The 24,370-nt window shown below is 72.4% G+C and carries 14 protein-coding genes and 1 tRNA gene; 12 read left to right on the plus strand and 3 right to left on the minus strand.

Annotation, left to right across the window (positions count from 1 at the left end):
* Positions 1-95: 95 nt before the first annotated feature.
* The gene (locus ACX9I7_RS27780) at positions 96-788 is read left to right on the plus strand and encodes a DegT/DnrJ/EryC1/StrS family aminotransferase (RefSeq protein ID WP_459388878.1); all 693 of its coding nucleotides are present in this window, start codon (positions 96-98) and stop codon (positions 786-788) included.
* A 68-nt stretch (positions 789-856) separates the two neighbouring features.
* Positions 857-929: transfer RNA gene (locus tag ACX9I7_RS27785), tRNA-Thr, on the plus strand.
* A 45-nt stretch (positions 930-974) separates the two neighbouring features.
* Here ACX9I7_RS27785 and ACX9I7_RS27790 read toward each other — a convergent pair.
* A complete protein-coding gene (locus ACX9I7_RS27790; protein ID WP_459388879.1) occupies positions 975-3,632 on the minus strand; it encodes a SpoIIE family protein phosphatase in 2,658 nt (885 codons plus the stop codon).
* Between the two features lie 212 nt (positions 3,633-3,844).
* Here ACX9I7_RS27790 and ACX9I7_RS27795 point away from each other — a divergent pair, with 212 nt between their 5' ends.
* The 10 genes from ACX9I7_RS27795 to ACX9I7_RS27840 all read left to right on the plus strand — a co-directional run bounded on the left by ACX9I7_RS27795 (position 3,845) and on the right by ACX9I7_RS27840 (position 18,526).
* On the plus strand, positions 3,845-9,385 hold the full coding sequence (locus ACX9I7_RS27795; protein ID WP_459388880.1) for a HAMP domain-containing protein: 5,541 nt from the start codon (positions 3,845-3,847) through the stop codon (positions 9,383-9,385).
* 274 nt (positions 9,386-9,659) lie between these two features.
* On the plus strand, positions 9,660-10,349 hold the full coding sequence (locus ACX9I7_RS27800) for a response regulator (RefSeq protein ID WP_126916383.1): 690 nt from the start codon (positions 9,660-9,662) through the stop codon (positions 10,347-10,349).
* Between the two features lie 146 nt (positions 10,350-10,495).
* Positions 10,496-13,243 carry an FtsK/SpoIIIE family DNA translocase gene (locus tag ACX9I7_RS27805; protein WP_459388881.1) on the plus strand — a complete coding sequence of 916 codons (2,748 nt, stop codon included), beginning with the start codon at positions 10,496-10,498 and terminating at the stop codon, positions 13,241-13,243.
* Positions 13,244-13,456: 213 nt separating this feature from the next.
* The gene (locus tag ACX9I7_RS27810) at positions 13,457-14,323 is read left to right on the plus strand and encodes a helix-turn-helix domain-containing protein (RefSeq protein WP_387572117.1); all 867 of its coding nucleotides are present in this window, start codon (positions 13,457-13,459) and stop codon (positions 14,321-14,323) included.
* A 126-nt stretch (positions 14,324-14,449) separates the two neighbouring features.
* Entirely contained in the window at positions 14,450-15,931 is a 1,482-nt protein-coding gene (gene rimO / locus ACX9I7_RS27815) for a 30S ribosomal protein S12 methylthiotransferase RimO (RefSeq protein WP_459388882.1), read from the plus strand.
* A complete protein-coding gene (pgsA, locus tag ACX9I7_RS27820) occupies positions 15,928-16,554 on the plus strand; it encodes a CDP-diacylglycerol--glycerol-3-phosphate 3-phosphatidyltransferase (RefSeq protein WP_358631703.1) in 627 nt (208 codons plus the stop codon). The genes rimO and pgsA overlap by 4 nt, the downstream gene beginning before the upstream one ends.
* Positions 16,551-17,075: a CinA family protein gene (locus ACX9I7_RS27825; protein WP_387572113.1), complete on the plus strand. Its 525-nt coding sequence runs from the start codon at positions 16,551-16,553 to the stop codon at positions 17,073-17,075. Before pgsA ends, ACX9I7_RS27825 begins: the two co-directional genes overlap by 4 nt.
* A 109-nt stretch (positions 17,076-17,184) precedes the next feature.
* Positions 17,185-17,568 (plus strand): helix-turn-helix domain-containing protein, encoded by a 384-nt coding sequence (locus ACX9I7_RS27830; protein WP_086566431.1) that lies wholly within the window; start codon positions 17,185-17,187, stop codon positions 17,566-17,568.
* A 191-nt stretch (positions 17,569-17,759) separates the two neighbouring features.
* Positions 17,760-18,230: a Dps family protein gene (locus ACX9I7_RS27835; RefSeq protein ID WP_387572110.1), complete on the plus strand. Its 471-nt coding sequence runs from the start codon at positions 17,760-17,762 to the stop codon at positions 18,228-18,230.
* Between the two features lie 62 nt (positions 18,231-18,292).
* Positions 18,293-18,526 carry a hypothetical protein gene (locus tag ACX9I7_RS27840; protein ID WP_387572107.1) on the plus strand — a complete coding sequence of 78 codons (234 nt, stop codon included), beginning with the start codon at positions 18,293-18,295 and terminating at the stop codon, positions 18,524-18,526.
* A 162-nt stretch (positions 18,527-18,688) separates the two neighbouring features.
* Here the strand turns inward: ACX9I7_RS27840 and ACX9I7_RS27845 are convergent, their stop codons facing one another.
* Together ACX9I7_RS27845 and ACX9I7_RS27850 are read right to left on the minus strand one after the other, a co-directional pair.
* Positions 18,689-19,492 (minus strand): DNA-formamidopyrimidine glycosylase family protein, encoded by an 804-nt coding sequence (locus ACX9I7_RS27845; protein WP_387572105.1) that lies wholly within the window; start codon positions 19,490-19,492, stop codon positions 18,689-18,691.
* 42 nt (positions 19,493-19,534) lie between these two features.
* Positions 19,535-24,286, minus strand: a complete 4,752-nt coding sequence (locus tag ACX9I7_RS27850; protein WP_459388883.1) for an ATP-dependent helicase — start codon at positions 24,284-24,286, stop codon at positions 19,535-19,537.
* Positions 24,287-24,370 lie beyond the last annotated feature (84 nt).

A 24,370-nucleotide genomic window follows, 5' to 3' on the forward strand; every position in this document is an offset into this window, starting at 1 on the left:
ATTATTCAAAAAAGCTCTGATGTGTGGACTTCGGTTCACGCGTCAGAGCTTTTTTGTTTTCATCGGGTTCACCTCCCGTGGGCAGCATCCCCGGCATGCGGACTGAAGAGAAGCTCGTCGCCGCAGGTGTCCGTGCGGGGAGCGAGGTCATCGTTCCCTCCTTCGCGACCGCCGGGGCCGCCATGGCCGTCCGGAACGTAGGGGCCCTCCCCGTCTTCGCCGACATCGATCCCACCACCTTCTGCCTCGACCCGGCCGCCGTGGCCGGCGTCCTGACACCGCGTACCTCCGCCGTCGTGCCCGTCCCCCTCTTCGGCCATCCGGCCGATCTGAGCGGCTTGCGGCAGGTGGTATTCGACCGTGCCGTGCCCGTCGTCGAACACGACGAGTGCGCCCCCGACTTCCCGGACGTCACCCGCCGCCGCTCCAACGCCGCCTACCTCGCCGCCCGTCTCTCCGGAGTGGTGCCCCCCACGATCGCCTCCGGCATCGAGCATCGCTACGACTCCTACGTCGTTCGCGTCCTCGGTAACGGCCGTCCCGACCGGGACGCGTTCGCCCGGGCGTTGCGAGCCCGTGGCGTCCGGTGCCATGTGCCCGTACAGACGCCTGTACACCGGTTGCCGTCCTTTGTTCGACCGGCGCGGGAGTGGTGGCTCCCGGAGACCGAACGGGCCGCCGACGAATGCCTGGCCCTGCCCATCGGCGAAGTGTCGTCGCGCCGGGAACTGCAGCGGCTCGTATCGGCCTGCAACGCGCTCGGCGGGCTGCTTCCCGCCGCTGCCTGAGCAACGCCGCCCGGTGGCCAAAAGCCCGTGCGAACGTGGGGTATGCTTTATCCCGTCGACAGCGACAAGCCCCAATAGCTCAGTCGGCAGAGCGTCTCCATGGTAAGGAGAAGGTCAACGGTTCGATTCCGTTTTGGGGCTCTGGAAAGAAGGCCCCCGCCGAATGGCGGGGGCCTTCTTCATTTCTCAGTCCTGACGCTCCGGCACCCGCATGGCCAGGATGGCCATGTCGTCCGAGGCGGGCTCGGCGGCGAAGCGTTCCACCGCGCGGAGGACGCGCGCCGCGACCGCGCCGGCCGTCAGGCCCGTACAGGTCGTCAGAACGTCCGTCAGGCCGTCGTCGCCGAGCATGCGCGTGCCCTCGCGGCGCTCGGTGACGCCGTCCGTGACGCACAGCAGGACGTCGCCCGGGTCGAGGGTGACGGTCTGCTCGTAGAGCTCCAGGTCCTCCATGACGCCCAGCAGCGGCTGCGGGTCCGCCGCGGGCTCCACGGTGCCGTCCTGGCGCAGGCGCAGCGGCAGGGGGTGGCCGGCGCAGACGACCTTGAGGAGGGCGCTGCCGTCGGGCTGTGGGCGCAGCTCTCCGTAGAGGAGGGTGAGGAAGCGGCTGCGGGCGCCCTCGTCGAGGATGGCGGCGTTGAGGCGCTGGAGGACGGCGGGGCCGCCGAAGCCCTCGCGGGCGAGCAGGCGCAGGGCGTGCCGGGCGAGGCCGGTGACGGCCGCCGCCTCCGGGCCCGTGCCGCAGACGTCGCCGATGGCGAAGCCGTAGGCGCCGTCGCGGATGGGGAAGACGTCGTAGAAGTCGCCGCCGACCTCGTTGCCCTCGCCGGCCGCGCGGTAGATGACCTCGACCTCCACGCCGGGGACGTCCGGGAGCTCGGGCGGCAGGAGGCTGCGCTGGAGGCTCTGGCTGATGGCGGTGCGCTCGCTGTAGAGGCGGGCGTTGTCGAGGGCGAGGGCGGCCCGGCGGGAGAGGTCCTCGGCGAGTTCGAGGATCTCCTGGCGGAAGTGGTCGTCGCTGGGCTTGCCGAGGGTGAGCATGCCGATGACGCGGTTGCGGGCGACGAGCGGCAGGACCACGGTCTCGCCGCCGACGGCGGCCGCCGTGGCGAGGGAGGGGCCAGGGGCCGGGATGTCCCCCTTGGCGTCGGCGAGGCCGAAGCTGCGCAGGGAGGTGCGCAGGGCGGCGGCGTGGGCGGCCTCGGTGGGGGCCGTCCAGACGCGGGCGCCGGGGGTGGGGACCGGGTCGGGCGGGGCGACCTTGGACAGCAGGGCCTTGAGGCCGTCGATGCGGTCCTCGTCCTCGTGGAGGACGTAGGAGAGCTCGGGGTCCGAGCTCTGGTCGGCGATCGTGTAGACGGCGCACCAGGTGGCCAGGGTGGGGACGGTCATCTGGGCCATCAGGGCCAGGGTCTGGTCGCGGTCGAGGGTGCCGGCGAGGAGGTCGGAGGCCTCGACGAGGAAGGAGAGCGAGCCGCGGCGCAGCCGTTCCAGTTCGCCGAGGCGGGCGGACTCCACGGCGAGGGCGATGCGGTCGGCGGCGAACTGGAGGCGCAGCGCCTCCTCGTTGCCGTAGCGGCGGGGGGACTCGGCGGCGACGCCGAGGGAGCCGGTGAGGCGGCCCTCGACCTTGAGGGGGACGGTGACGACGGAGCGCATGCCGGTGTCGGCGAGGAGGGGGACGGCGCCGGGGACGGCGCTGAGGTCGTCGTGGACGGCGGGCATCCGGGCGGAGCCGTAGCGTCCGGTGCCGGCCTCGACGGGGACGCGGGCGAATCGCTGGCGGGCGGAGGGCAGGCCGGTGGAGGCGCGGACCTCCAGTTCCGTCTCGTCGTCGGTGGCCAGCAGCAGGTAGGCGGAGTCGCCGTCGAGCATGTCGCGGGCGCGTTCGACGGTGCGCTGGAGGAGGCCGTCGAGGTCGTCGGGGGCGGGGGAGCCGATGAAGACCTCGAACGGGTCCGTGGCGGTGCCGCGCTCGCTGGTGGCCGGGTCTGTGGCGCTGGTGCGCGGCGGGGTCTGGAGGACGGCGCGCTCGTCGTCGCGGACGAGCAGGCAGACGGTGGAGGGGGCGCCGGCGGTGTCGCGGACGCGGAGGTGGGAGGCGTAGACGGGGACGATGCGGCCGTCGGCGCCCCTTATGCCGTAGGAGCCCTCCCAGCGGGAGAGGCGCAGGGCCTCCTCGATGCCGGTGGAGGTGCCGGGGGTGTGGGGCCAGGCGGCGAGGTCGGTGAGGGGCTTGCCGATGACCTGTTTGGCGGTGAAGCCGAAGAGGTCGTGGGCGTCGTCGTTCCAGGCGTTGACGGCGCCCTGGCGGTCGATCTGGATGACGGCGACGCGGACGCGGGCGTCGGCGACGGGCAGGGCCTCGGCGGGGAGGGCGGGGCCGGCGGAGCGGGTGCCGGCCGGGCGGTCGGGCAGGTCGATGCGGAACCAGACGGTCTTGCGGGTGGGGCTGTACTCGACGCCCCAGCGGGAGGCCAGGGAGGCGCACAGCAGCAGCCCGCGGCCGCCTTCGCGGTCGAGGCCACCCAGGGGCTGGCCGGGGCTCTGTACGGGCAGCTCGCGCTCGGGGTAGCGGTCGGCGACCTCGACGCGCACGCCCGTGGTCATGCGGACGCACAGTACCTCGGCGGCGGTGCCCGCGTGGACGACGGCGTTGGTGACCAGCTCGCTGGTGAGGACGACGGCGTCGTCGATGACGTCGAGGAAGCCCCAGCCCTGGAGGGTGTCCCGGACGAAGGCACGGGCGGCCGCTACCGAGCGTCCTACCGGCTCGAAGGTGGCGGCAGCCCGCGCGGTGATCACAGGTCTCCTCATCAATGTCTCGGCGATCTGCTCACCCATGTGCAGCGCCCCTCCTTGCCCGGCCGGATGCCAGGTTACTTACCTCCGCCGTGTGCGCGGATGCCGGTGCACAGGGATTCCACACTTGGGGGTGCCGGTGGACCGTGTGCGATGCTGCCGATGGTTATGGCCTGGTTGGGCCGGGGTGAAACACTGGGACAGCTCGAAGCGGAAGCCCGACGAGGATGATCGAACCTGCGGGAGGGACGACGGTGGAGTCTGGCGCGACGGCGCGGGCCGCAAGCACGCGCGCGAAGGGCGGACGGGCCCGGCCCAACGGGACGATCGAGGTGGACGCCGCTGCCCTGCACCGTCTGCTGTCGGCCCTGGAGGCGATGCGGGACGGGAATTTCCGCAAGCGGTTGACGGTGCCCGGGGACGGGGTGATGGCCGAGGTCGCCGCCGTGTTCAACGAGGTCGCGGACCGTAATCTGCAGCTCACGGGCGAGCTGAACCGGGTGCGGCGGGTCGTCGGCCGTGAGGGGAAGCTCACGGAGCGGCTGGAGCTCGGCGCCTGTGAAGGGTCCTGGGCGGCGGCGATCGACGCCTGCAACGCCCTGGTGGACGATCTGGCGCGGCCGGTGTCCGAGGTGGGCCGGGTGCTGTCGGCGGTGGCCGAGGGCGATCTGGAACAGCGGATGGACCTGCGCTCCCAGGGAGCGGACGGTTCCGCGGCGCACCCGTTGCGGGGCGAGTTCCTGAAGGTCGGGCGTACGGTCAACGGGCTGGTCGACCAGTTGTCGGCGTTCACCGACGAGGTGACGCGCGTGGCGAGCGAGGTCGGCACCGAGGGCAAGCTCGGCGGGCAGGCCCGGGTGCGCGGTATGTCGGGTTCGTGGAAGGACCTGACGGACTCCGTCAACACGATGGCGTCCCGGTTGACCGCTCAGGTGCGTGATATCGCTCTCGTGACGACGGCGGTCGCGAAGGGCGATCTCTCCCGGAAGGTCACGGTGCACGTGGCCGGGGAGATGCTGGAGCTGAAGAACACCGTCAACACGATGGTGGACCAGCTGTCGTCCTTCGCCTCCGAGGTCACGCGCGTGGCCCGTGAGGTGGGTACGGAGGGCGAGCTGGGCGGCCAGGCGCAGGTGCCGGGAGTGGCGGGCGTCTGGAAGGACCTGACGGACTCGGTCAATCTCATGGCCGGCAATCTGACCGCCCAGGTGCGCGGGATCGCGCAGGTGACGACGGCGGTCGCGAACGGCGACCTCTCGCAGAAGGTCACGGTGAGCGCGCGCGGCGAGATCGCGCAGCTGGCCGAGACGATCAATCAGATGACGGAGACGCTGCGCACGTTCGCCGACGAGGTGACGCGGGTGGCCAACGAGGTCGGTGCCGAGGGCCGGCTGGGTGGTCAGGCTCAGGTGCCGGGTGCGGCGGGGACGTGGAAGGACCTCACCGATTCGGTGAACACCGCGTTCCGTAACCTCACCGGCCAGGTCCGGGACATCGCTCAGGTGACGACGGCGGTGGCGAACGGCGATCTGGGCCAGAAGGTCACCGTGGACGTCTCCGGCGAGATGCTGGAGTTGAAGAACACCGTCAACGGGATGGTGGACCAGCTGCAGTCCTTCGGCGCCGAAGTGACGCGGGTGGCGCGGGAGATCGGCGTCGAGGGCGAGCTCGGCGGTCAGGCGGCGGTGCCGGGTGCGGCGGGTACGTGGAAGGACCTCACCGATTCGGTGAACACCGCCTTCCGCAACCTCACCGGCCAGGTGCGCAACATCGCGCAGGTGACCACGGCGGTCGCGAACGGCGACCTGTCGCAGAAGGTCACGGTGGACGTGTCCGGCGAGATGCTCCAGCTGAAGAACACCGTCAACGGCATGGTGGACCAGCTGTCGTCCTTCGCCGACCAGGTGACGCGGATGGCGCGGGACGTCGGCACGGAGGGCCGGCTCGGCGGTCAGGCGCGGGTGCCGGGCGTCAGCGGCACCTGGAAGGAGCTGACCGACTCGGTCAACTTCATGGCGGGCAACCTCACCTCGCAGGTGCGGCAGATCGCCCAGGTGACGACGGCGGTGGCGCGCGGTGACCTGTCGCAGAAGGTCGACGTGGACGCGCGCGGCGAGATCCTGGAGCTGAAGAACACCATCAACACGATGGTCGACCAGCTCTCGGCCTTCGCCGAGCAGGTGACCCGGGTGGCCCGTGAGGTGGGTACGGACGGGCGGCTGGGCGGTCAGGCGCAGGTGCCGGGAGTGGCGGGCGTCTGGCGTGACCTCACCGACTCGGTGAACGGCATGGCGGAGAACCTGACCGCGCAGGTCCGCAATATCGCGCAGGTCGCGACGGCGGTGGCGCGCGGCGATCTCTCGCAGAAGATCGACGTGGACGCCCGGGGCGAGATCCTGGAGCTGAAGAACACCCTCAACACGATGGTCGACCAGCTGTCCTCGTTCGCCGAGCAGGTCACGCGGGTGGCTCGTGAGGTGGGCACCGAGGGCATCCTGGGCGGCCAGGCCGAGGTGCAGGGCGTCTCGGGCACCTGGAAGGACCTCACGCAGTCGGTCAACTTCATGGCCAACAACCTGACGTCCCAGGTGCGCAACATCGCCGAGGTGACCACGGCGGTCGCCAAGGGCGATCTGTCGAAGAAGATCACGGTCGACGCCAAGGGCGAGATCCTGGAGCTCGTCACCACGGTGAACACCATGGTCGACCAGCTGTCGGACTTCGCCGAGCAGGTCACGCGGGTGGCCCGTGAAGTGGGTACCGAGGGGCAGCTGGGCGGTCAGGCGCGGGTGCGGGACGTCACCGGCATCTGGAAGGACCTCACCGACAACGTCAACCTGATGGCCAACAACCTGACCATTCAGGTGCGCAACATCTCGCAGGTCGCGGGCGCGGTCGCCAACGGCGACCTGACCAAGAAGATCACTGTCGAGGCGCGCGGCGAGGTGGCGCAGCTGGCCGACACCGTCAACACGATGGTGACGACGCTGTCGTCGTTCGCGGACGAGGTCACGCGCGTGGCCCGCGAGGTGGGCACCGACGGCATCCTGGGCGGCCAGGCGCGCGTCCCGGGCGTCAGCGGCACCTGGAAGGACCTCACCGAGTCGGTGAACTCGATGGCGTCCAACCTGACCGGCCAGGTCCGCAACATCGCGATGGTGACCACCGCCATCGCGCAGGGCGATCTCACCAAGAAGATCGACATCGACGCGCGCGGTGAGATCCTCCAGCTGAAGACGACCATCAACACGATGGTCGACCAGCTGTCGTCCTTCGCCGACCAGGTGACCCGCGTGGCCCGTGAGGTGGGTACGGAGGGCCAGCTGGGCGGCCAGGCGCGGGTGCGGGACGTGGACGGCACCTGGCGCGACCTGACCGAGTCCGTCAACGAGATGGCGGGGAACCTTACCCGTCAGGTGCGGGCCATCGCCGAGGTCGCCACCGCGGTGACCCGCGGCGACCTCAACCTCAAGATCGACGTCGACGCGGCCGGCGAGATCCTGGAGCTCCAGGACAACATCAACACGATGATCGCCAATCTCCGCGAGACCACCCTTGCCAACAAGGAGCAGGACTGGCTCAAGGGCAACCTCGCCCGGATCTCCGGCCTGATGCAGGGCCGCCGCGATCTGGAGGACGTCGCCGGGCTCATCATGAGCGAGCTGACGCCCGTCGTCTCCGCGCAGCACGGCGCGTTCTTCCTGGCGATGCCGACGGACCCGCACGAGGGCGAGAGCGGCGCGGACGCCTACGAGCTGCGGATGCTCGGCTCGTACGGCTACTCGATGGGGTCGATGCCCACCTCGTTCCTGCCGGGCGAGTCGCTGATCGGCACGGCGGCCAAGGAGAAGCGCACGATCCTGGTGGAGAACGTGCCGCCGGGCTATCTGAAGATCGCCTCCGGGCTGGGCGAGGCGCCCCCGGCCCATGTGATCGTGCTGCCGGTGCTCTTCGAGGGGCAGGTCCTCGGTGTGATCGAGCTGGCGTCCTTCCAGCCGTTCGCGCAGATCCAGAAGGACTTCCTCAGCCAGATCGCCGAGATGATCGGCACCAGCGTCAACACCATCAGCGTCAACACCAAGACCGAGGTGCTGCTCAAGCAGTCGCAGGAGCTCACCGAGCAACTGCGCGAGCGGTCGGCGGAGCTGGAGAACCGGCAGAAGGCGCTGGAGATCTCCAACGCCGAGCTGGAGGAGAAGTCCGAGCGGCTGGCGCGGCAGAACCGCGACATCGAGGTGAAGAACACCGAGATCGAGGAGGCCCGGCAGGTGCTGGAGGAGCGGGCCGAGCAGCTCGCGGTCTCCATGCGCTACAAGTCGGAGTTCCTCGCCAACATGTCGCACGAGCTGCGCACGCCGCTCAACTCGCTGCTGATCCTGGCCAAGTTGCTCGCCGACAACGCCGAGGGCAATCTCTCGCCGAAGCAGGTCGAGTTCGCCGACACGATCCACGGGGCGGGCTCGGACCTGCTCCAGCTGATCAACGACATCCTGGACCTGTCGAAGGTCGAGGCGGGCAAGATGGACGTCAGCCCGTCGCGGATCGCGCTCGTCCAGCTCGTCGACTATGTGGAGGCGACCTTCCGGCCGTTGACGGCGGAGAAGGGCCTGGACTTCTCCGTGCGGGTCTCGCCGGAGCTGCCGACCACGCTCCACACCGACGAGCAGCGGCTGCTCCAGGTGCTGCGCAACCTGCTGTCGAACGCGGTGAAGTTCACGGACACCGGCGCCGTCGAGCTGGTGATCCGCCCGGCCGGCGCGGAGGTCCCGGACAGCATCCGGGAACAGCTGCTGGAGGCCGGCTCGCTGCGGGACGCCGACGCGGAGATGATCGCCTTCTCGGTCACCGACACGGGCATCGGCATCGCGCAGAGCAAGATGCGTGTGATCTTCGAGGCGTTCAAACAGGCCGACGGCACGACGAGCCGCAAGTACGGCGGCACGGGCCTGGGTCTGTCCATCAGCCGGGAGATCGCCCGGCTGCTCGGCGGGGAGATCGACGCGGCGAGCGAGCCCGGCCGGGGCTCGACCTTCACCCTCTACCTGCCGCTCAACCCCGGCGAGCTGCCGCCCCAGGGCTATCCGCAGCCGGGCGTGGAGGGCGTCGGGGGCGCCGGGCAGGAGACGCCCGGGGCCGGGCACGGCGGGCCGGAGGGCGACGCCTCGCCCGCCCGGCAGGCCGCGGGGCTCTTCCTGCGCCGCCGCCGCGCGGCCCAGGCCGCCGGCCGGGCGGCCGCCCCGGCCCGGGACGGGCAGGGTGACGGGGCGGTGCCGGGCGCGCGGCTGCCCGGCGCGCCGTCCCCGGAGCCCTCGGCGCCGGGCTGGCCGCAGCCGGCCGCCTTCGGCGGCGGGATGACGCACGGCGGCTTCGGCACCGACAACACGGGCAACGGCTACGGAGGCGGTTTCAGCGGCGGGTTCAACGGCGAGAAGGTGCTGATCGTCGACGATGACATCCGCAATGTGTTCGCCCTCACCAGCGTGCTGGAGCAGCACGGTCTGTCGGTGCTCTACGCGGAGAACGGCCGCGAGGGGATCGAGGTGCTGGAACAGCACGACGACGTCGTGGTGGTCCTGATGGACATCATGATGCCGGAGATGGACGGCTACGCCACGACGGCGGCGATCCGCAGGATGCCGCAGTTCGCGGGGCTGCCCATCATCGCGCTGACCGCGAAGGCCATGAAGGGCGACCGGGAGAAGAGCATCGACGCCGGAGCGTCCGACTATGTCACGAAACCTGTGGATACTGACCATCTCCTCACGGTGATGGAGCAGTGGATGCGCGCAGAGTGACGGAATCTCGTTCACTCTTTGACAATTCGCTGACTCAGTGTGGCCGAAGGCGTGTGGGAGCGCGGTATTCGGGGAACCTTCTGGTCCCCCACCGCGTTTCTGCTACGTGCACAGTGACATCGCGGTGACAGGGTGTGGCGACGGGCGGGGTGCGGCTACCATGACCGGCACAAGGACGGGCGGCGCTAGGGAGTCGTCCCCCGGGGCGGCGCCCGGTGCTTCCCCCGGCTCCGCGAGCCGGGGAGACCCCAAGCCGGGACGAGGAGGACGGGGCATGGTGCAGAAGGCCAAGATCCTCCTGGTCGATGACCGGCCGGAGAATCTGCTGGCGCTGGAGGCCATTCTCTCCGCGCTCGATCAGACGCTGGTACGGGCATCGTCAGGGGAGGAAGCGCTCAAGGCGCTGCTGACGGACGACTTCGCGGTGATCCTGCTGGACGTGCAGATGCCCGGCATGGACGGCTTCGAGACCGCGGCGCACATCAAGCGGCGGGAGCGGACGCGGGACATCCCGATCATCTTCCTCACCGCCATCAACCACGGCCCCCACCACACCTTCCGGGGCTACGCGGCGGGCGCGGTCGACTACATCTCCAAGCCCTTCGACCCGTGGGTGCTGCGCGCCAAGGTCTCGGTCTTCGTCGAGCTGTACATGAAGAACTGCCAGCTGCGCGAGCAGGCCAGCCTGTTGCGCCTCCAGCTGGAGAACGGCGGCCACTCCGGCCGTACCGGAGTGCTCGAGCCCCAGGAGCCCGCCGGGCTGCTCGCCGAGCTCTCCGCGCGGCTCGCCGCCGTCGAGGAGCAGGCCGAGGCGCTCTCCAAACAGCTGGACGAGTCCGCCGACGCGGCCGCCGTCGCCACCGCAGCCCACCTGGAGCGCAAGCTCACCGGACTGCGGCGCGCCCTGGACGCGCTGGAGCCCGGGGCCGGCAGCGGCGCCAGCCCGGTCCCCTCACAGAGCTGACCGCACCCTCGCCGCGACGCCGCTCCGGGGAGGTGTCGCCCGAGGTTTGACGCTGCGTCACCCGCGTCACTACGGCCCGTCGACACGAACGGGTGAACGCCCGGCCGCACGTGTACCGCGCGGCCGACACCGGTAACCTCGGCACCATGGCCTCACGTACGTCCGGCAAGGGTTCCCAGGGCACGGCGGGCACCTCCAAACAGCGCGCCGGGCGCGCAGGGGCCCCCGCCAGGAAGACCGCCGCGAAGAAGTCCCCGGCCCGGCCCGCGAGCCGGCCGCCCGCGCGCAAGGCACCGGCCAAGAAGGTCGCCGCCAAGCGCCCGCCGGGCGGCGCCCGCAAGGTCGGCCGCGGCCTCGCGCACGGCGCCGGCACCGTCTTCCGCGGCGTCGGCCGGGGCGCCAGGGGCCTCGACCCCGCCCACCGCAAGGACGGGCTGGCGCTGCTCCTGCTCGCCCTCGCCCTCATCGTGGCCGTCGGCACCTGGTCCAGCCTGGACGGCCCCGTGGGCGACCTCATCCGCCTGTTCGTCACGGGGGCCTTCGGCCGCCTGGACCTCGTCGTACCGATACTCCTCGCCGTCATAGCGCTCCGGCTCTTCCGCCACCCCGAGCGACCCGAGGCCAACGGACGGATCGTCATCGGCCTGACGGCACTGGTCCTCGGCATCCTCGGCCAGGTCCACGTGGCCTGCGGATCGCCCGGCCGGGGCGCCGGCTGGCAGGCCGTGCGCGACGCCGGCGGCATGATCGGCTGGGTCGCCTCCAAGCCCCTGCTCTTCACGGTCGGCGAGATGCTCGCCGTACCGCTGCTCGCGCTGCTCACCGTCTTCGGGCTGCTCGTGGTCACGGCCACCCCGGTCAACGCCATCCCGCGCCGGCTGAGGGAGCTCGGCATACGGCTCGGGGTCATCGAGCCGCACCCGGGGGAGTACGGGCACGAGGCCGTCGCCGGATACGCCGACCACGACGACTACGACGACGAGTGGCGTGCCGCGCCCGCCCGGCGTCCCCGCCGTACCGCCACCTCCGCCGGCCCCGAACAGGCCGAGGAGGAGGCGCTCGAACGGCGCCGCAAGCCCCGTCGCGCCGCCGTGGCACCCCCGGGGGACCGGGAACCGGACGCCGTGGACCTCGCCGCGGCGGCCGCCGCCTCCCTGGACGGGGCCGTGCTCCACGGCGTCCCGCCGACCCCGCTCGTCGCCGACCTCAGCAGCGCCGTCTCCGGTGCCACCACGGACGGCGGACGGGCCGGGAGCGGGCGCGCCGCCGGGCGGAAGAAGCCCGCCGCGGACGAGGCCGCCGACCACGCCCCGGGCCGCCCGTCCGTACCGGCCAGCGTCCCGGACCTGACCAAGCCCGCCCCCGAGCCCGTGCCCGGCGGCCTGCCCGCGCGCGCCGAGCAGCTCCAGCTCGCCGGTGACATCACCTACGCGCTGCCCTCGCTCGGCCTGCTGGAGCGTGGCGGCCCGGGCAAGACCCGCAGCGCCGCGAACGACGCCATAGTGGCCTCGCTGACCAACGTCTTCGCGGAGTTCAAGGTCGACGCGGCCGTCACCGGCTTCACCCGGGGCCCGACGGTCACCCGCTACGAGGTCGAGCTGGGCCCGGCCGTCAAGGTCGAGCGGATCACCGCGCTCACCAAGAACATCGCCTACGCCGTCGCCAGCCCCGACGTGCGCATCATCAGCCCCATCCCCGGCAAGTCCGCGGTCGGCATCGAGATCCCCAACAGCGACCGCGAGATGGTCAACCTCGGGGACGTCCTGCGGCTGGCGGACGCCGCCGGCGACGACCACCCGATGCTCGTCGCGCTGGGCAAGAACGTCGAGGGCGGCTACGAGATGGCCAACCTCGCGAAGATGCCGCACATCCTGGTCGCCGGTGCCACCGGCTCCGGAAAGTCGTCCTGCATCAACTGCCTGATCACCTCGATCATGGTCCGGGCCACCCCCGAGGACGTCCGGATGGTGCTGGTCGACCCCAAGCGCGTCGAACTGACGGCCTACGAGGGCATCCCGCACCTGATCACCCCGATCATCACCAACCCCAAGCGGGCCGCCGAGGCCCTCCAGTGGGTCGTGCGCGAGATGGACCTGCGCTACGACGACCTGGCGGCCTACGGCTTCCGGCACATCGACGACTTCAACGCCGCCGTGCGCGCCGGAAAGGTCACCCCGCCGCAGGGCAGCGAGCGGGAGCTGTCGCCCTACCCGTATCTGCTGGTGATCGTCGACGAGCTCGCGGACCTGATGATGGTGGCCCCGCGCGACGTCGAGGACTCCATCGTCCGGATCACCCAGCTCGCGCGCGCCGCCGGCATCCATCTGGTGCTGGCCACCCAGCGGCCCTCCGTCGACGTCGTCACGGGCCTCATCAAGGCCAACGTGCCCTCCCGGCTCGCCTTCGCCACCTCCTCCCTCGCCGACAGCCGCGTCATCCTCGACCAGCCGGGCGCCGAGAAGCTGATCGGCAAGGGCGACGGCCTCTTCCTGCCCATGGGGGCCAACAAGCCCATCCGGATGCAGGGCGCCTTCGTCACGGAGGGCGAGGTCGCCGCGATCGTCCAGCACTGCAAGGACCAGATGGCGCCGGTCTTCCGCGACGACGTCACGGTCGGCACATCCAGGAAGAAGGAGATCGACGAGGACATCGGCGACGACCTCGACCTGCTGTGCCAGGCCGCCGAGCTGGTCGTCTCCACCCAGTTCGGCTCGACCTCGATGCTCCAGCGGAAATTGCGTGTGGGATTCGCCAAGGCGGGCAGACTGATGGACCTGATGGAATCGCGCAACATCGTGGGCCCCAGTGAGGGCTCCAAGGCGCGTGACGTGCTGGTGAAGCCCGATGAGCTGGACGGTGTGCTCGCGATCATCCGAGGAGAGGACCAGGCGTAGCGGCCCGGCAGCGGCAGCTGGAAAAGATCCCTGGTCCACCGTTTCTCTCGGGCTCGAGCGGAGTTGAGCGAGGGGGGAGGGGCGATGTGCCACCGTCGTGATCACAGAGCCTTCTGATGGCCTACAAAGTCCGGCTTCCCGCTTGCCCGACCGTTTCGCATGCCCCCTAGACTGAATCTCCAGCAGGTGGCTGCACGCTCGAAAGGCGCCCACGTGTCCATCGGCAACTCTTCAGAGGACGACCGGATCCCCGGCTCCGAGGAGGACCGGCAGGAGGACCGGCCCTCCGTCGGACGAATCCTTCAGCAAGCCCGTATCAGTGCCGGACTGACCGTGGACGAGGTCAGTTCCACCACCCGCGTACGCGTGCCGATCGTCCACGCGATCGAACAGGACGACTTCACCCGCTGCGGCGGCCGGGTCTACGCCCGGGGGCACATCCGCACCCTGGCGCGCGCCGTCGGCCTGGACCCGGTGCCGCTCGTCACGCAGTACGACGCCGAGCACGGCGGGCGCCCCGCGCCGACCCCGGCGGCCCCGCTCTTCGACGCCGAGCGCATCCGGCCCGAACCCCGGCGGCCCAACTGGACCGCGGCGATGGTCGCCGCGATCGTCGCGGTCGTCGGCTTCGTGGGCTTCACGCTCTTCAACGGCGGGGCCAAGAGCGGCCCCGTCTCCGCCGACCCCGCCTCCGGCAAGCCGTCCACGGCGTCCAGCGCCAAGGCCGTCCCCGGCAAGGGCAAGACGGACCCCAAGGCCGAGCCAAAGGCCGGCCCCAAGGGGGATGCCTCGGCCAGCGCCATCGCCGGCGTCCCCGGCAACAAGGTCACCGTCAAGCTCACCGCCGAGAACGGCCAGACCTGGATGTCCGCCAAGGACGGCGACGGCAAGCTCCTGGAGGAGGGCGTCCTCGCCCGGGGCGCGTCCAAGACCTTCACCGACAACAAGCGCATCGACCTGGTCCTGGGCAACGCCGGAGCCGTGCAACTGTTCGTGAACGGCAAAGAGGTCAAGAACCTGGGCGCCGATGGCCAGGTCCAGCGCCTGAGCTACACCCGGGGTGACCCTTCGGCGGGCTGACCTGCGGCGGAACCCGCTGGAGAGGCCGCCGCGACGGGCGCGAGGAGTCTGTGGGTGATCAGGCTCTCCGCGCCCGTCGGCCACTCGGCAGCGGATGCGGCGCCGGGACAAAGTAGGCTGAGCCCTATGCCCGAACGCCGTACCGTCGCTCTTGTCACACTTGGCTGCGCCCGTAACGAGGTGGACTCGGAGGAGCTGGCAGGCCGCTTGGCGGCGGACGGCTGGGACCTCGTCGAGGACGCCGCCGACGCCGATGTGGCCGTCGTCAACACCTGCGGCTTCGTCGACGCCGCCAAGAAGGATTCCGTCGACGCCCTCCTGGAGGCCAACGACCTCAAGGAGCACGGCCGCACCCAGGCCGTCGTGGCCGTCGGCTGCATGGCCGAGCGCTACGGCAAGGACCTCGCCGAGGCGCTCCCCGAGGCCGACGCCGTGCTCGGCTTCGACGACTACGCCGACATCTCCGACCGGCTCCAGACCATCCTCTCCGGTGGCATCCACGCCGCCCACACCCCGCGCGACCGCCGCAAGCTGCTGCCGATCAGCCCCGCCGAGCGCCAGGAGGCGGCCGGTGTGGCCCTCCCCGGCCACGCGCAGGACACCCCTCCGGAGGACCTGCCCGAGGGCGTGGCCCCGGCCTCCGGGCCGCGTGCCCCGCTGCGCCGCAGGCTGGACAACAACCCCGTCGCCTCCGTGAAGCTCGCCTCCGGCTGCGACCGGCGCTGCTCCTTCTGCGCGATCCCCTCCTTCCGCGGCTCCTTCATCTCGCGCCGCCCCTCCGACGTGCTCGGCGAGGCGCGCTGGCTGGCCGAGCAGGGTGTGAAGGAGATCATGCTGGTCTCCGAGAACAACACGTCCTACGGCAAGGACCTCGGCGACATCCGCCTGCTGGAGACGCTGCTGCCGGAGCTGGCGGCGCTGGACGGCCTGGAGCGGATCCGGGTCAGCTACCTCCAGCCGGCCGAGATGCGGCCCGGCCTGATCGACGTGCTGACCTCGACGGAGAAGGTCGCCCCCTACTTCGACCTCTCCTTCCAGCACTCGGCCCCGAAGGTGCTGCGGGCCATGCGCCGCTTCGGCGACACCGACCGCTTCCTGGAGCTGCTCGACACCATCCGCGGCAAGGCGCCGCAGGCGGGTGCCCGTTCCAACTTCATCGTCGGCTTCCCCGGGGAGACCGAGGAGGACGTGGCCGAGCTGGAGCGCTTCCTGGTGGGGGCCCGACTGGACGCCATCGGCGTCTTCGGGTACTCCGATGAGGACGGCACCGAGGCCGCCACGTACGAGAACAAGCTCGACCCCGAGATCGTCGCCGAGCGGCTGGAGCGGGTCTCCCGGCTGGCCGAGGAGCTGACCGCGCAGCGCGCGGAGGAGCGCATCGGTGAGACGATCGAAGTACTCGTCGACCGCGTGGACGACGAGGACGGAGTGATCGGCCGGGCGGCCCACCAGGCGCCGGAGACCGACGGCCAGGTGCTGCTCGGCACGGACCACCGGCTGGAGCCCGGCCGGATGGTCACGGCGAAGGTCGTGGCGAGCGAGGGCGTGGACCTCGTCGCCGAACCGCTCGGGATCGAGGGCGGGTGTACCGAGGAGGCGGGCAGATGAGCGGACTCCCGGCCTCCGCCACAGGAGGTCCGGCCCCGGCGAAGGGTGTCCGGCCCGCCGGGTTGTGGAACATCGCCAACATCCTCACCATGGTGCGGCTGCTCCTTGTGCCCGGATTCGTCTTGTTGATGATGCACAACGGCGGCTATGACGAGGCCTGGCGTTCCTTCGCCTGGGCGGCGTTCGCGGTCGCCATGATCACCGATCTCTTCGACGGTCATCTCGCGCGGACGTACAACCTGGTCACCGACTTCGGCAAGATCGCCGATCCCATCGCCGACAAGGCGATCATGGGTGCCGCGCTGATCTGTCTCTCCGCCCTGGACGACCTGCCCTGGTGGGTGACGGGCGTGATCCTCTTCCGCGAGATCGGCATCACGCTGATGCGGTTCTGGGTCATCCGGCTCGGGGTCATCCCGGCCAGCCGGGGCGGGAAGATGAAGACGCTCGCGCAGGGCGTGGGCGTCGGCATGTACATCCTGCCGCTGGTCGGCCCGCTGGCGACCTTGCGCTTCTGGGTGATGGCGGTCGCGGTGGTGTTGACCGTCTCCACCGGCCTCGAGTACATCGGCCAGGCGTTCCGGCTGCGGCGGGCCGCGCGTCGGCGGGAGTCCGCACGATGAGCGGCCAGGGGGGCGGGCCGGCCGCGGCGGCGCTCGCGGCGCTGGAGGCGCACGGTCACAGCCTGGCCGTCGCCGAGTCGCTCACGGGCGGGCTGGTCGCCGCGGAGCTGACCGCCGTGCCGGGCGCCTCCCGCACGGTACGGGGCTCGGTCACGGCCTACGCCACCGACGTCAAGCGCGACGTCCTGGGCGTGGACGGGCCGTTGCTCGCGGCGCGCGGCGCCGTCGACGCCGAGGTGGCACGGCAGATGGCGCACGGCGTCCGGGCCGTGCTGGGCGCGGACTGGGGGCTCGCCACCACGGGGGTGGCCGGGCCCGAGCCGCAGGACGGCAAGGCCGTCGGCACGGTCTTCGTGGCCGTCGAGGGACCGGACGGCGCCGCCGCCGTACGGGAGCTGTCCCTGGACGGCGACCGGGCGGGCATCCGGGCCGAAAGCGTACGAGCGGTCCTCGCGCTGCTCGTACGCGAACTGGCGGGGAACGCGGGGGCAAAGGATACGGAACACAACGGGGGGAATTGATGTTTGCAGCCCTGAGTGAACACGACATAGCTCCCCGCACGGCCGCACCCCGAGGCGGTACGGTGGGGCGTGAAGGAACCGGATTCGCGGTCCAAGGAGGGAGCCACCGATGATTCTGCTCCGTCGCCTGCTGGGTGACGTGCTGCGTCGGCAGCGCCAACGCCAGGGCCGCACTCTGCGCGAGGTCTCCTCGTCCGCCCGGGTCTCGCTCGGATATCTCTCCGAGGTCGAGCGTGGGCAGAAAGAGGCGTCCTCCGAGCTTCTCTCCGCAATCTGCGACGCTCTGGACGTTCGGATGTCAGAGGTCATGCGCGAGGTGAGCGACGAACTGTCGCTGGCCGAGCTGGCGCAGTCGGCGGCGGCGAGCGAGCCGGTACCCGCGCCGATGCGGCCGATGTTCAATTCGGTGTCCGTGACGTCCGTGACGGGCGTTCCGGGGGAGCGCGTGACCATCAAGGCCCCGGCGGAAGCCGTGGACGTGGTCGCCGCCTGACCCGGCCTGAGACGGTCCGGAGGACAACCGTTTCCCAGAAAGATCCCGGTCGGATGATCTGACCGGGATCTCCGCGTTCTGCGGGCTTCCCCCGCCCCTGGTGCAATGGTGAGGAGAGCGGAGGAACCGGAGCGATCCGGTCACTCTCCGCACCCTTCCCTGGAGCAGCCTGTGGAGCAGGAGGAACGCGGATGTCTGTGGTGAAGAGCCCGCTGTCCGAACCGGACCGCAAGACCGTCGGAGACGCCCTCCAGGGCGCGCTCGTGGACCTCGTCGACCTCTCCCTCGTCGCCAAGCAGGTCCACTGGAACGTGATCGGCCCGCGCTTCCGCTCCATCCACCTCCAGCTCGACGAGGTCGTGGCCAGCGCCCGCACCCACGCGGACACGGTCGCCGAACGGGCCTCGGCGCTCGGCGTCTCCCCGGACGGCCGGGCCGAGACCGTCGCCAAGACCAGCGGCATCGGCACGATCGGCAGCGGCTGGACCAAGGACACCGATGCCGTACGGACGCTGGTCGAGGCGCTCGGCGCCGTGATCACGCGGATGCGCGAGCGCGTCCGGGCGACGGCCGACCCGGACCCCGTCACCCAGGACCTCCTCATCGGCCTGACGGGCGACCTGGAGAAGCACCACTGGATGTTCCAGGCCGAGAACGCCTGAAGCACGCCATGGTCCGGGGTGACGAGCCCGGGCGCCCACCGCCCCTGGGGCCGCTCGGCTGGGTGGTGGGAAGCCTCCTGACCGGGGTGTGGTGCTGGGCCGTCCTCAGGCTGCTGCTCCACCCGGGCCGGGCCGGATTCGTGGAGGGGCTTGTCGCGGCCGGAGGATGGGGGCTGAGCCTGCTGCCGGTGCACTGCACGCCCCGGGCCCGGGCGGACGGCCGGGAGGCGGAGGAGGCCGGTGGGGCCGTCCTGCGGGCGCTGCGGCGGTGGTGGCGCGGCGGGGCACGGCACTGAGTGGCTGCCTGTCCAGGGCCGCGGCACTGAGCCGCTGCCCGTCCATGGCCTTTGGCTTGTGCCGGTGCCGGTGCCGGTGCCGGTGCCGGTGCCGGTGCCGTCGGCCGGCTTGTGTCGGTGCTGTCGGTTCACCCATTCGGATGAGTGGGCGGGGACCGGGGATCAGCCGGCGGGCGGGGGAGGACCCGTCTGGCAGTGGGGGCACCAGTAGGTCGTCCGCTCCCGGCCCTCCGGCCCCTGGCCGGCCGTGAGGACGGGCGTGCCGCAGCGCCGGCACGGCCGGTCGGCCCGACCGTAGACCCACAGGGCGCGATCCGGGCGCGCGTCGCCCGTGGTGATCCGCGAGAGGCGGGACTTGTTGGCCTCCAGCAGCTTCTTCGCCAGGGCCACCAGCCGTTCGGGGTCGGGCACGGACGCCATGGGCAGCCACGGGGTGATCCGCAGCAGGAAGCACAGCTCGGACTTGTAGACGTTGCCGACGCCCGCGAGATTGCGCTGGTCGAGGAGGGCCTCGCCCACCGTGCGCCCGGGGTCCGAGAGCAGCCGGCGGACGGCTTCGTCGGCGTCCCAGTCGGGGCCGAGGAGATCGGGGCCCAGATGGCCGACGAGCGTGGACTCGTCGGTGGTGCGCACCAGGTCCAGCACGGGGAGGCGATAGCCGACGGCCGTGCGGTCGGCGGTGGCGAGGACGGCCCGGATCTGGTGCTGCGGGCCGCCGCGCGGGCGCTCACCGGTGGCGTGGACGCGCCAGGAGCCGTCCATGCCGAGGTGGGAGTGGAGGGTGAGGCCGCCGCCGACACGGGTGAGCAGGTGCTTGCCGCGCGGGACGACCTCGAGGACCTCGCGGCCGGTGAGATCGGTGGTGGCGAGCCGGGGCACGCGCAGGTCGCTGCGGATCAGCGCGCCGCCCGCGAGGGCCCCGTGCAGGGCCCGCGCGGTGCGCCAGACGGTGTCTCCTTCGGGCATGGGGCGCCTCCTTCGCGGCTACGGCCCATGATGCGACGTGGGTCAGGGCGCGCGCAGGCGCAGCCCGCGCGGTGTGGCGTGGAAGCCCGCGGCCTCCAGCACGGCTCCCAGCGGGGAGGACAGCGCCGGGGTGCCGTTGACGCGCTCGACGGTGACCGTGCCCAGCGCGCCGGCGTGCGCCGCCTCGGCCAGGGCCGTGGCCGCCTCACGCACGGCGGGGTCGTCGGCGGCGGTCTCCGCGCCGGGCTCCCGGGGCCAGGCCAGGACGGTCTTCCCGCCGCGCTCGACGTAGAGCGTCAGCGCGCCGTCGACGAGGACGACCAGGGCGCCGGCCTTGCGGCCGGGCTTGTGGGTCGCGTCGGCGGGCGGATCGGGCCAGGGCAGCGCGGCGCCGTAGGCGTTCGCGGGATCGGCGGCGGCGAGGACGACCGCCCGGCGCCGGCCGTCCCGGGCGTCCGCCGGGCGGTCGTCCCAGGGGGCGGCGCCCGCCGCCGCGCCGGAGCGCTCCCGGGCCGTGCTGGCGGCGCGCAGCCGGTCGACCGCGCCGTCCATGGCGAACTGGGCCGCGCCCAGGCCCTCGACGACATAGCCGCGGCGGGCCTGGCCGGTCTCCTCGAAGGCCGACAGCACCCGGTAGGCCGCGGCGAAACCGCCCTCCACCCCTTCGGCGGCGACGGCCCCTCGGGTCACCACGCCGTGCCGGTCGAGCAGGGTACGGGCCAGGGCGTGGGCCCGGTGGGTGACGTCGGGCTCGCGCTCCGGCAGCAGCGCCCAGCGGCCCGCGACCGTGGGAGGACCGCCGCGCGAGGCGGTGGGCCGGAGCCCCGGGCCCGTCCGGGCGAGGACGGAACCGTAACGGCCGCGCGGAACGGCCCGTTTGGCCCGGTGGGCTGTGGAGCCGGCCGTGCGGCCGGAGCCGAGCAGCGAGCGCAGCGGCGCGAGCGTGTCATTGGTCAGCCTGCCGGACCAGGCGAGATCCCAGACGGCCTCGGCGATGCGGGCGTCCGTGCCGTCGGTGCCGTCCGCCGCCGCGCTCGTGGCGCGGACCTGCTCGGCGATCTGCCGGAAGAACAGGCCGTAGCCACCGGCGAGGGCGTCCAGCACGGCCTGGTGGAGGGGGGAGAGCTCCAGTGGATGGGGGGCCGGGAGGAGCAGGGGGGCCGCGTCGGCGAGCAGCAGCGAGACCCAGCCGTCCTTGCCGGGCAGGGCGCCCGCGCCGGCCCAGACGATCTCGCCCGCCGCCGTGAGCTCGTCGAGCATGGCGGGGGTGTAGCCCGTCACCCGGGAGGGCAGGACGAGCTTCTCCAGCGCGGACGCGGGCACCGGGGCGCCCTGCAACTGCTCGACGGCGCGCAGCAGTCCGTCGACGCCGCGCAGGCTGTGGGAGCCGACGTGCTGCCAGGTGGGCAGGAACGCGGCGAGGGTGGCGGGCGGCACGGGCTCCAGCTCGTGCCGCAGCGCCGCCAGGGAGCGGCGCCGCAGCCGGCGCAGGACGGCCGCGTCGCACCACTCCTGGCCCAGGCCGGCGGGGTGGAACTCGCCCTGTACGAGCCGGCCGGCCGCCGCCAGCCGGTGCAGCGCGCCGTCGGTCACCGCGACGCCGAGGCCGAACCGGGCCGCCGCCTCCGCCGAGGTGAACGGGCCGTGGGTGCGGGCGTAGCGGGCGAGGAGATCGCCCAGCGGGTCCTTGACGGGCTCGGTGAACGCCTCGGGGACGCCGACGGGCAGGGCCGTGCCCAGCGCGTCCCGCAGCCGCCCGGCGTCCTCGACGGCGGCCCAGTGGTCCTCGCCGGCGATCCGGACGCGCAGGGCGCGGCGGGCGTCGGACAGCTCCCGGGCCCACCCCGGCTCGGCCCCGCGCGCGGCCAGCTCGGCGTCGGTGAGGGGACCCAGCAGCCGCAGCAGGTCGGCGACGCCTTCGGCGTCCTTGGCACGGCGGTCCTCGGTCAGCCACTGGAGCTCGCGCTCCAGCTCCGTCAGCACGTCGGCGTCGAGCAGCTCGCGGAGCTCGGCCTGGCCCAGCAGTTCGGCCAGCAGCCGGGAGTCGAGGGACAGGGCGGCGGCGCGCCGCTCCGCCAGCGGGGAGTCGCCCTCGTAGAGGAACTGGGCGACGTAGCCGAAGAGCAGCGAGCGGGCGAACGGGGACGGCTCGGGGGTGGTGACCTCCACCAGACGGACCCGGCGCGCCTCGATGTCGCCCATCAGCTCGGTCAGGCCCGGGACGTCGAAGACGTCCTGGAGGCATTCGCGGACGGCCTCCAGGACGATGGGGAACGAGCCGAACTCGCTCGCGACCTGCAGCAGCTGGGAGGCGCGCTGGCGCTGCTGCCACAGCGGCGTGCGCTTGCCCGGATCGCGGCGCGGCAGCAGCAGGGCGCGGGCGGCGCACTCGCGGAAGCGGGAGGCGAACAGGGCCGAGCCGCCCACCTGGTCGGTGACGATCCCCTCGACCTCGCCCTTGTCGAACAGGACGTCGGCGGCGCCGAGGGGGGACTGCTCGGCGTCGTACGCGCCGTCCTGCCGGGCGGGGTCGGCGTCGAGGAGGTTCAGGCCGAGCAGGTCGGCGTCGGGCAGCCGCAGGACGATGCCGTCGTCGGCGTGCATCACCTGGGTGTCCATGCCGTAGCGCTCGGCGAGCCGGGCGCCGAGGGCCAGCGCCCAGGGGGCGTGGACCTGGGCGCCGAAGGGGGAGTGGACGACCACCCGCCAGTCGCCCAGCTCGTCGCGGAACCGTTCGACGACGACGGTGCGGTCGTCGGGCACGTGCCCGCAGGCGCGGCGCTGCTCGTCGAGGTAGGACAGGACGTTGCCGGCGGCCCAGTCGTCGAGGCCGGCGGCGGTGAGCCGGTCGCGGGCGGCGTCGGGCGCCAGCCCGCCGATCTCGCGGAGGAACGCCCCGAGCGCGCGCCCCAGTTCGAGCGGGCGGCCCAGCTGGTCGCCCTTCCAGAACGGCAGCCTGCCCGGGGTGCCGGGGGCGGGGGTGACGAGGACGCGGTCGCGGGTGATGTCCTCGATCCGCCAGGACGTCGTGCCCAGGGTGAACACGTCGCCGACGCGGGACTCGTAGACCATCTCCTCGTCGAGCTCACCGACCCGGCCGCCGCCCTTCTTGGGGTCCGCGCCGGCCAGGAAGACGCCGAAGAGGCCCCGGTCGGGGATGGTGCCGCCGGAGGTGACGGCGAGCCGCTGCGCGCCGGGCCGCCCCGTGACCGTACCGGCCACGCGGTCCCAGACCAGGCGCGGGCGCAACTCCGCGAAGGCGTCGGACGGATAGCGCCCGGCGAGCATGTCGAGGACGCCGGAGTAGGCCGACTCGGGCAGCGCCGCGAAGGGCGCGGCCCGGCGCACCAGGGCCAGCAGCTCCTCGACGTCCCAGGTGTCCATGGCCGCCATGGCGACGATCTGCTGGGCGAGGACGTCCAGCGGATTGGCGGGGACGCGCAAGCGTTCGATGGCGCCGCGCCGCATGCGCTCGGTCACCACGGCCGCCTGCACCAGATCGCCCCGGTACTTGGGGAAGACGACACCGGTGGAGACCGCGCCGACCTGGTGGCCCGCGCGGCCCACCCGCTGGAGCCCGGAGGCCACCGACGGCGGCGACTCGACCTGTACGACCAGATCCACGGCGCCCATGTCGATGCCCAGCTCCAGGCTGGAGGTGGCGACGACGGCGGGCAGCCGGCCCGCCTTCAGGTCCTCCTCGACCAGGGCGCGCTGTTCCTTGGAGACCGAGCCGTGGTGGGCGCGGGCGAGGACGGGCGGCGCGCCCTTCGCGGGGCCGGAGCCGCCCATCAGCTCGGCGGGGGAGTGGTGCTCGGGCAGCGGGGCGCCGGTGGCCCGTTCGTGGGCGATCTCGTTGAGCCGGTTGCACAGGCGCTCGGCGAGGCGGCGGGAGTTGGCGAAGACGATCGTGGAGCGGTGGGCCTGGACGAGATCGGCGATGCGCTCCTCGACGTGCGGCCAGATCGACGGGCGGTCCTTGCCATCGCCGCCCTCCTGCACGGGCGAGCCGCCGAGCTCGCCGAGATCCTCGACGGGCACGACCACCGACAGGTCGAACTCCTTGCCGGACGGCGGCTGGACGATCTCCACCTTGCGCCGGGGCGAGAGGAAGCGGGCCACCTCGTCCACCGGGCGCACGGTCGCGGACAGGCCGATGCGCCGGGCGGGGCGCTCCAGCAGGACGTCGAGGCGCTCCAGGGTCAGCGCCAGATGCGCGCCCCGCTTGGTCCCGGCGACGGCGTGGACCTCGTCGAGGATGACCGTCTCCACGCCCGTCAGCGCCTCCCGCGCGGCGGAGGTGAGCATCAGGAACAGCGACTCGGGCGTGGTGATCAGGATGTCCGGCGGCCGGGTGACCAGGGCGCGGCGCTCGGCCGCCGGGGTGTCGCCGGAGCGGATGCCGACGCGGATCTCCGGCTCGGGCAGCCCCAGCCGGGCGGCCTCCTGGCGGATGCCGGTCAGCGGGCTGCGCAGATTGCGCTCGACGTCCACGGCGAGGGCCTTGAGCGGGGAGACGTACAGCACCCGGCAGCGCTTCTTGCGCTCGGCGGGCGGCGGGCTGCTCGCCAGCCGGTCGAGGGAGGCGAGGAAGGCGGCCAGCGTCTTGCCGGAGCCGGTGGGGGCGACGACCAGGACGTCCGAGCCCTCGCCGATGGCCCGCCAGGCACCGGCCTGGGCGGCCGTGGGCGCGGAGAAGGCCCCCGTGAACCACGAGCGGGTCGCGGGGGAGAACGCGTCGAGGGCCGAGGCCGGATCCGGCCCCGAGGGTGGGGCCGCCTTGTCGTTCGCCATGCCCCCCATCGTGCACCGCACCACTGACAATGCCCCGGAAGCACAGGTCAGCGGCTGTTTCGGGGGTGGTTTCGGGGGCGAGGC

Source organism: Streptomyces sp. L500 (genome assembly GCF_054551825.1).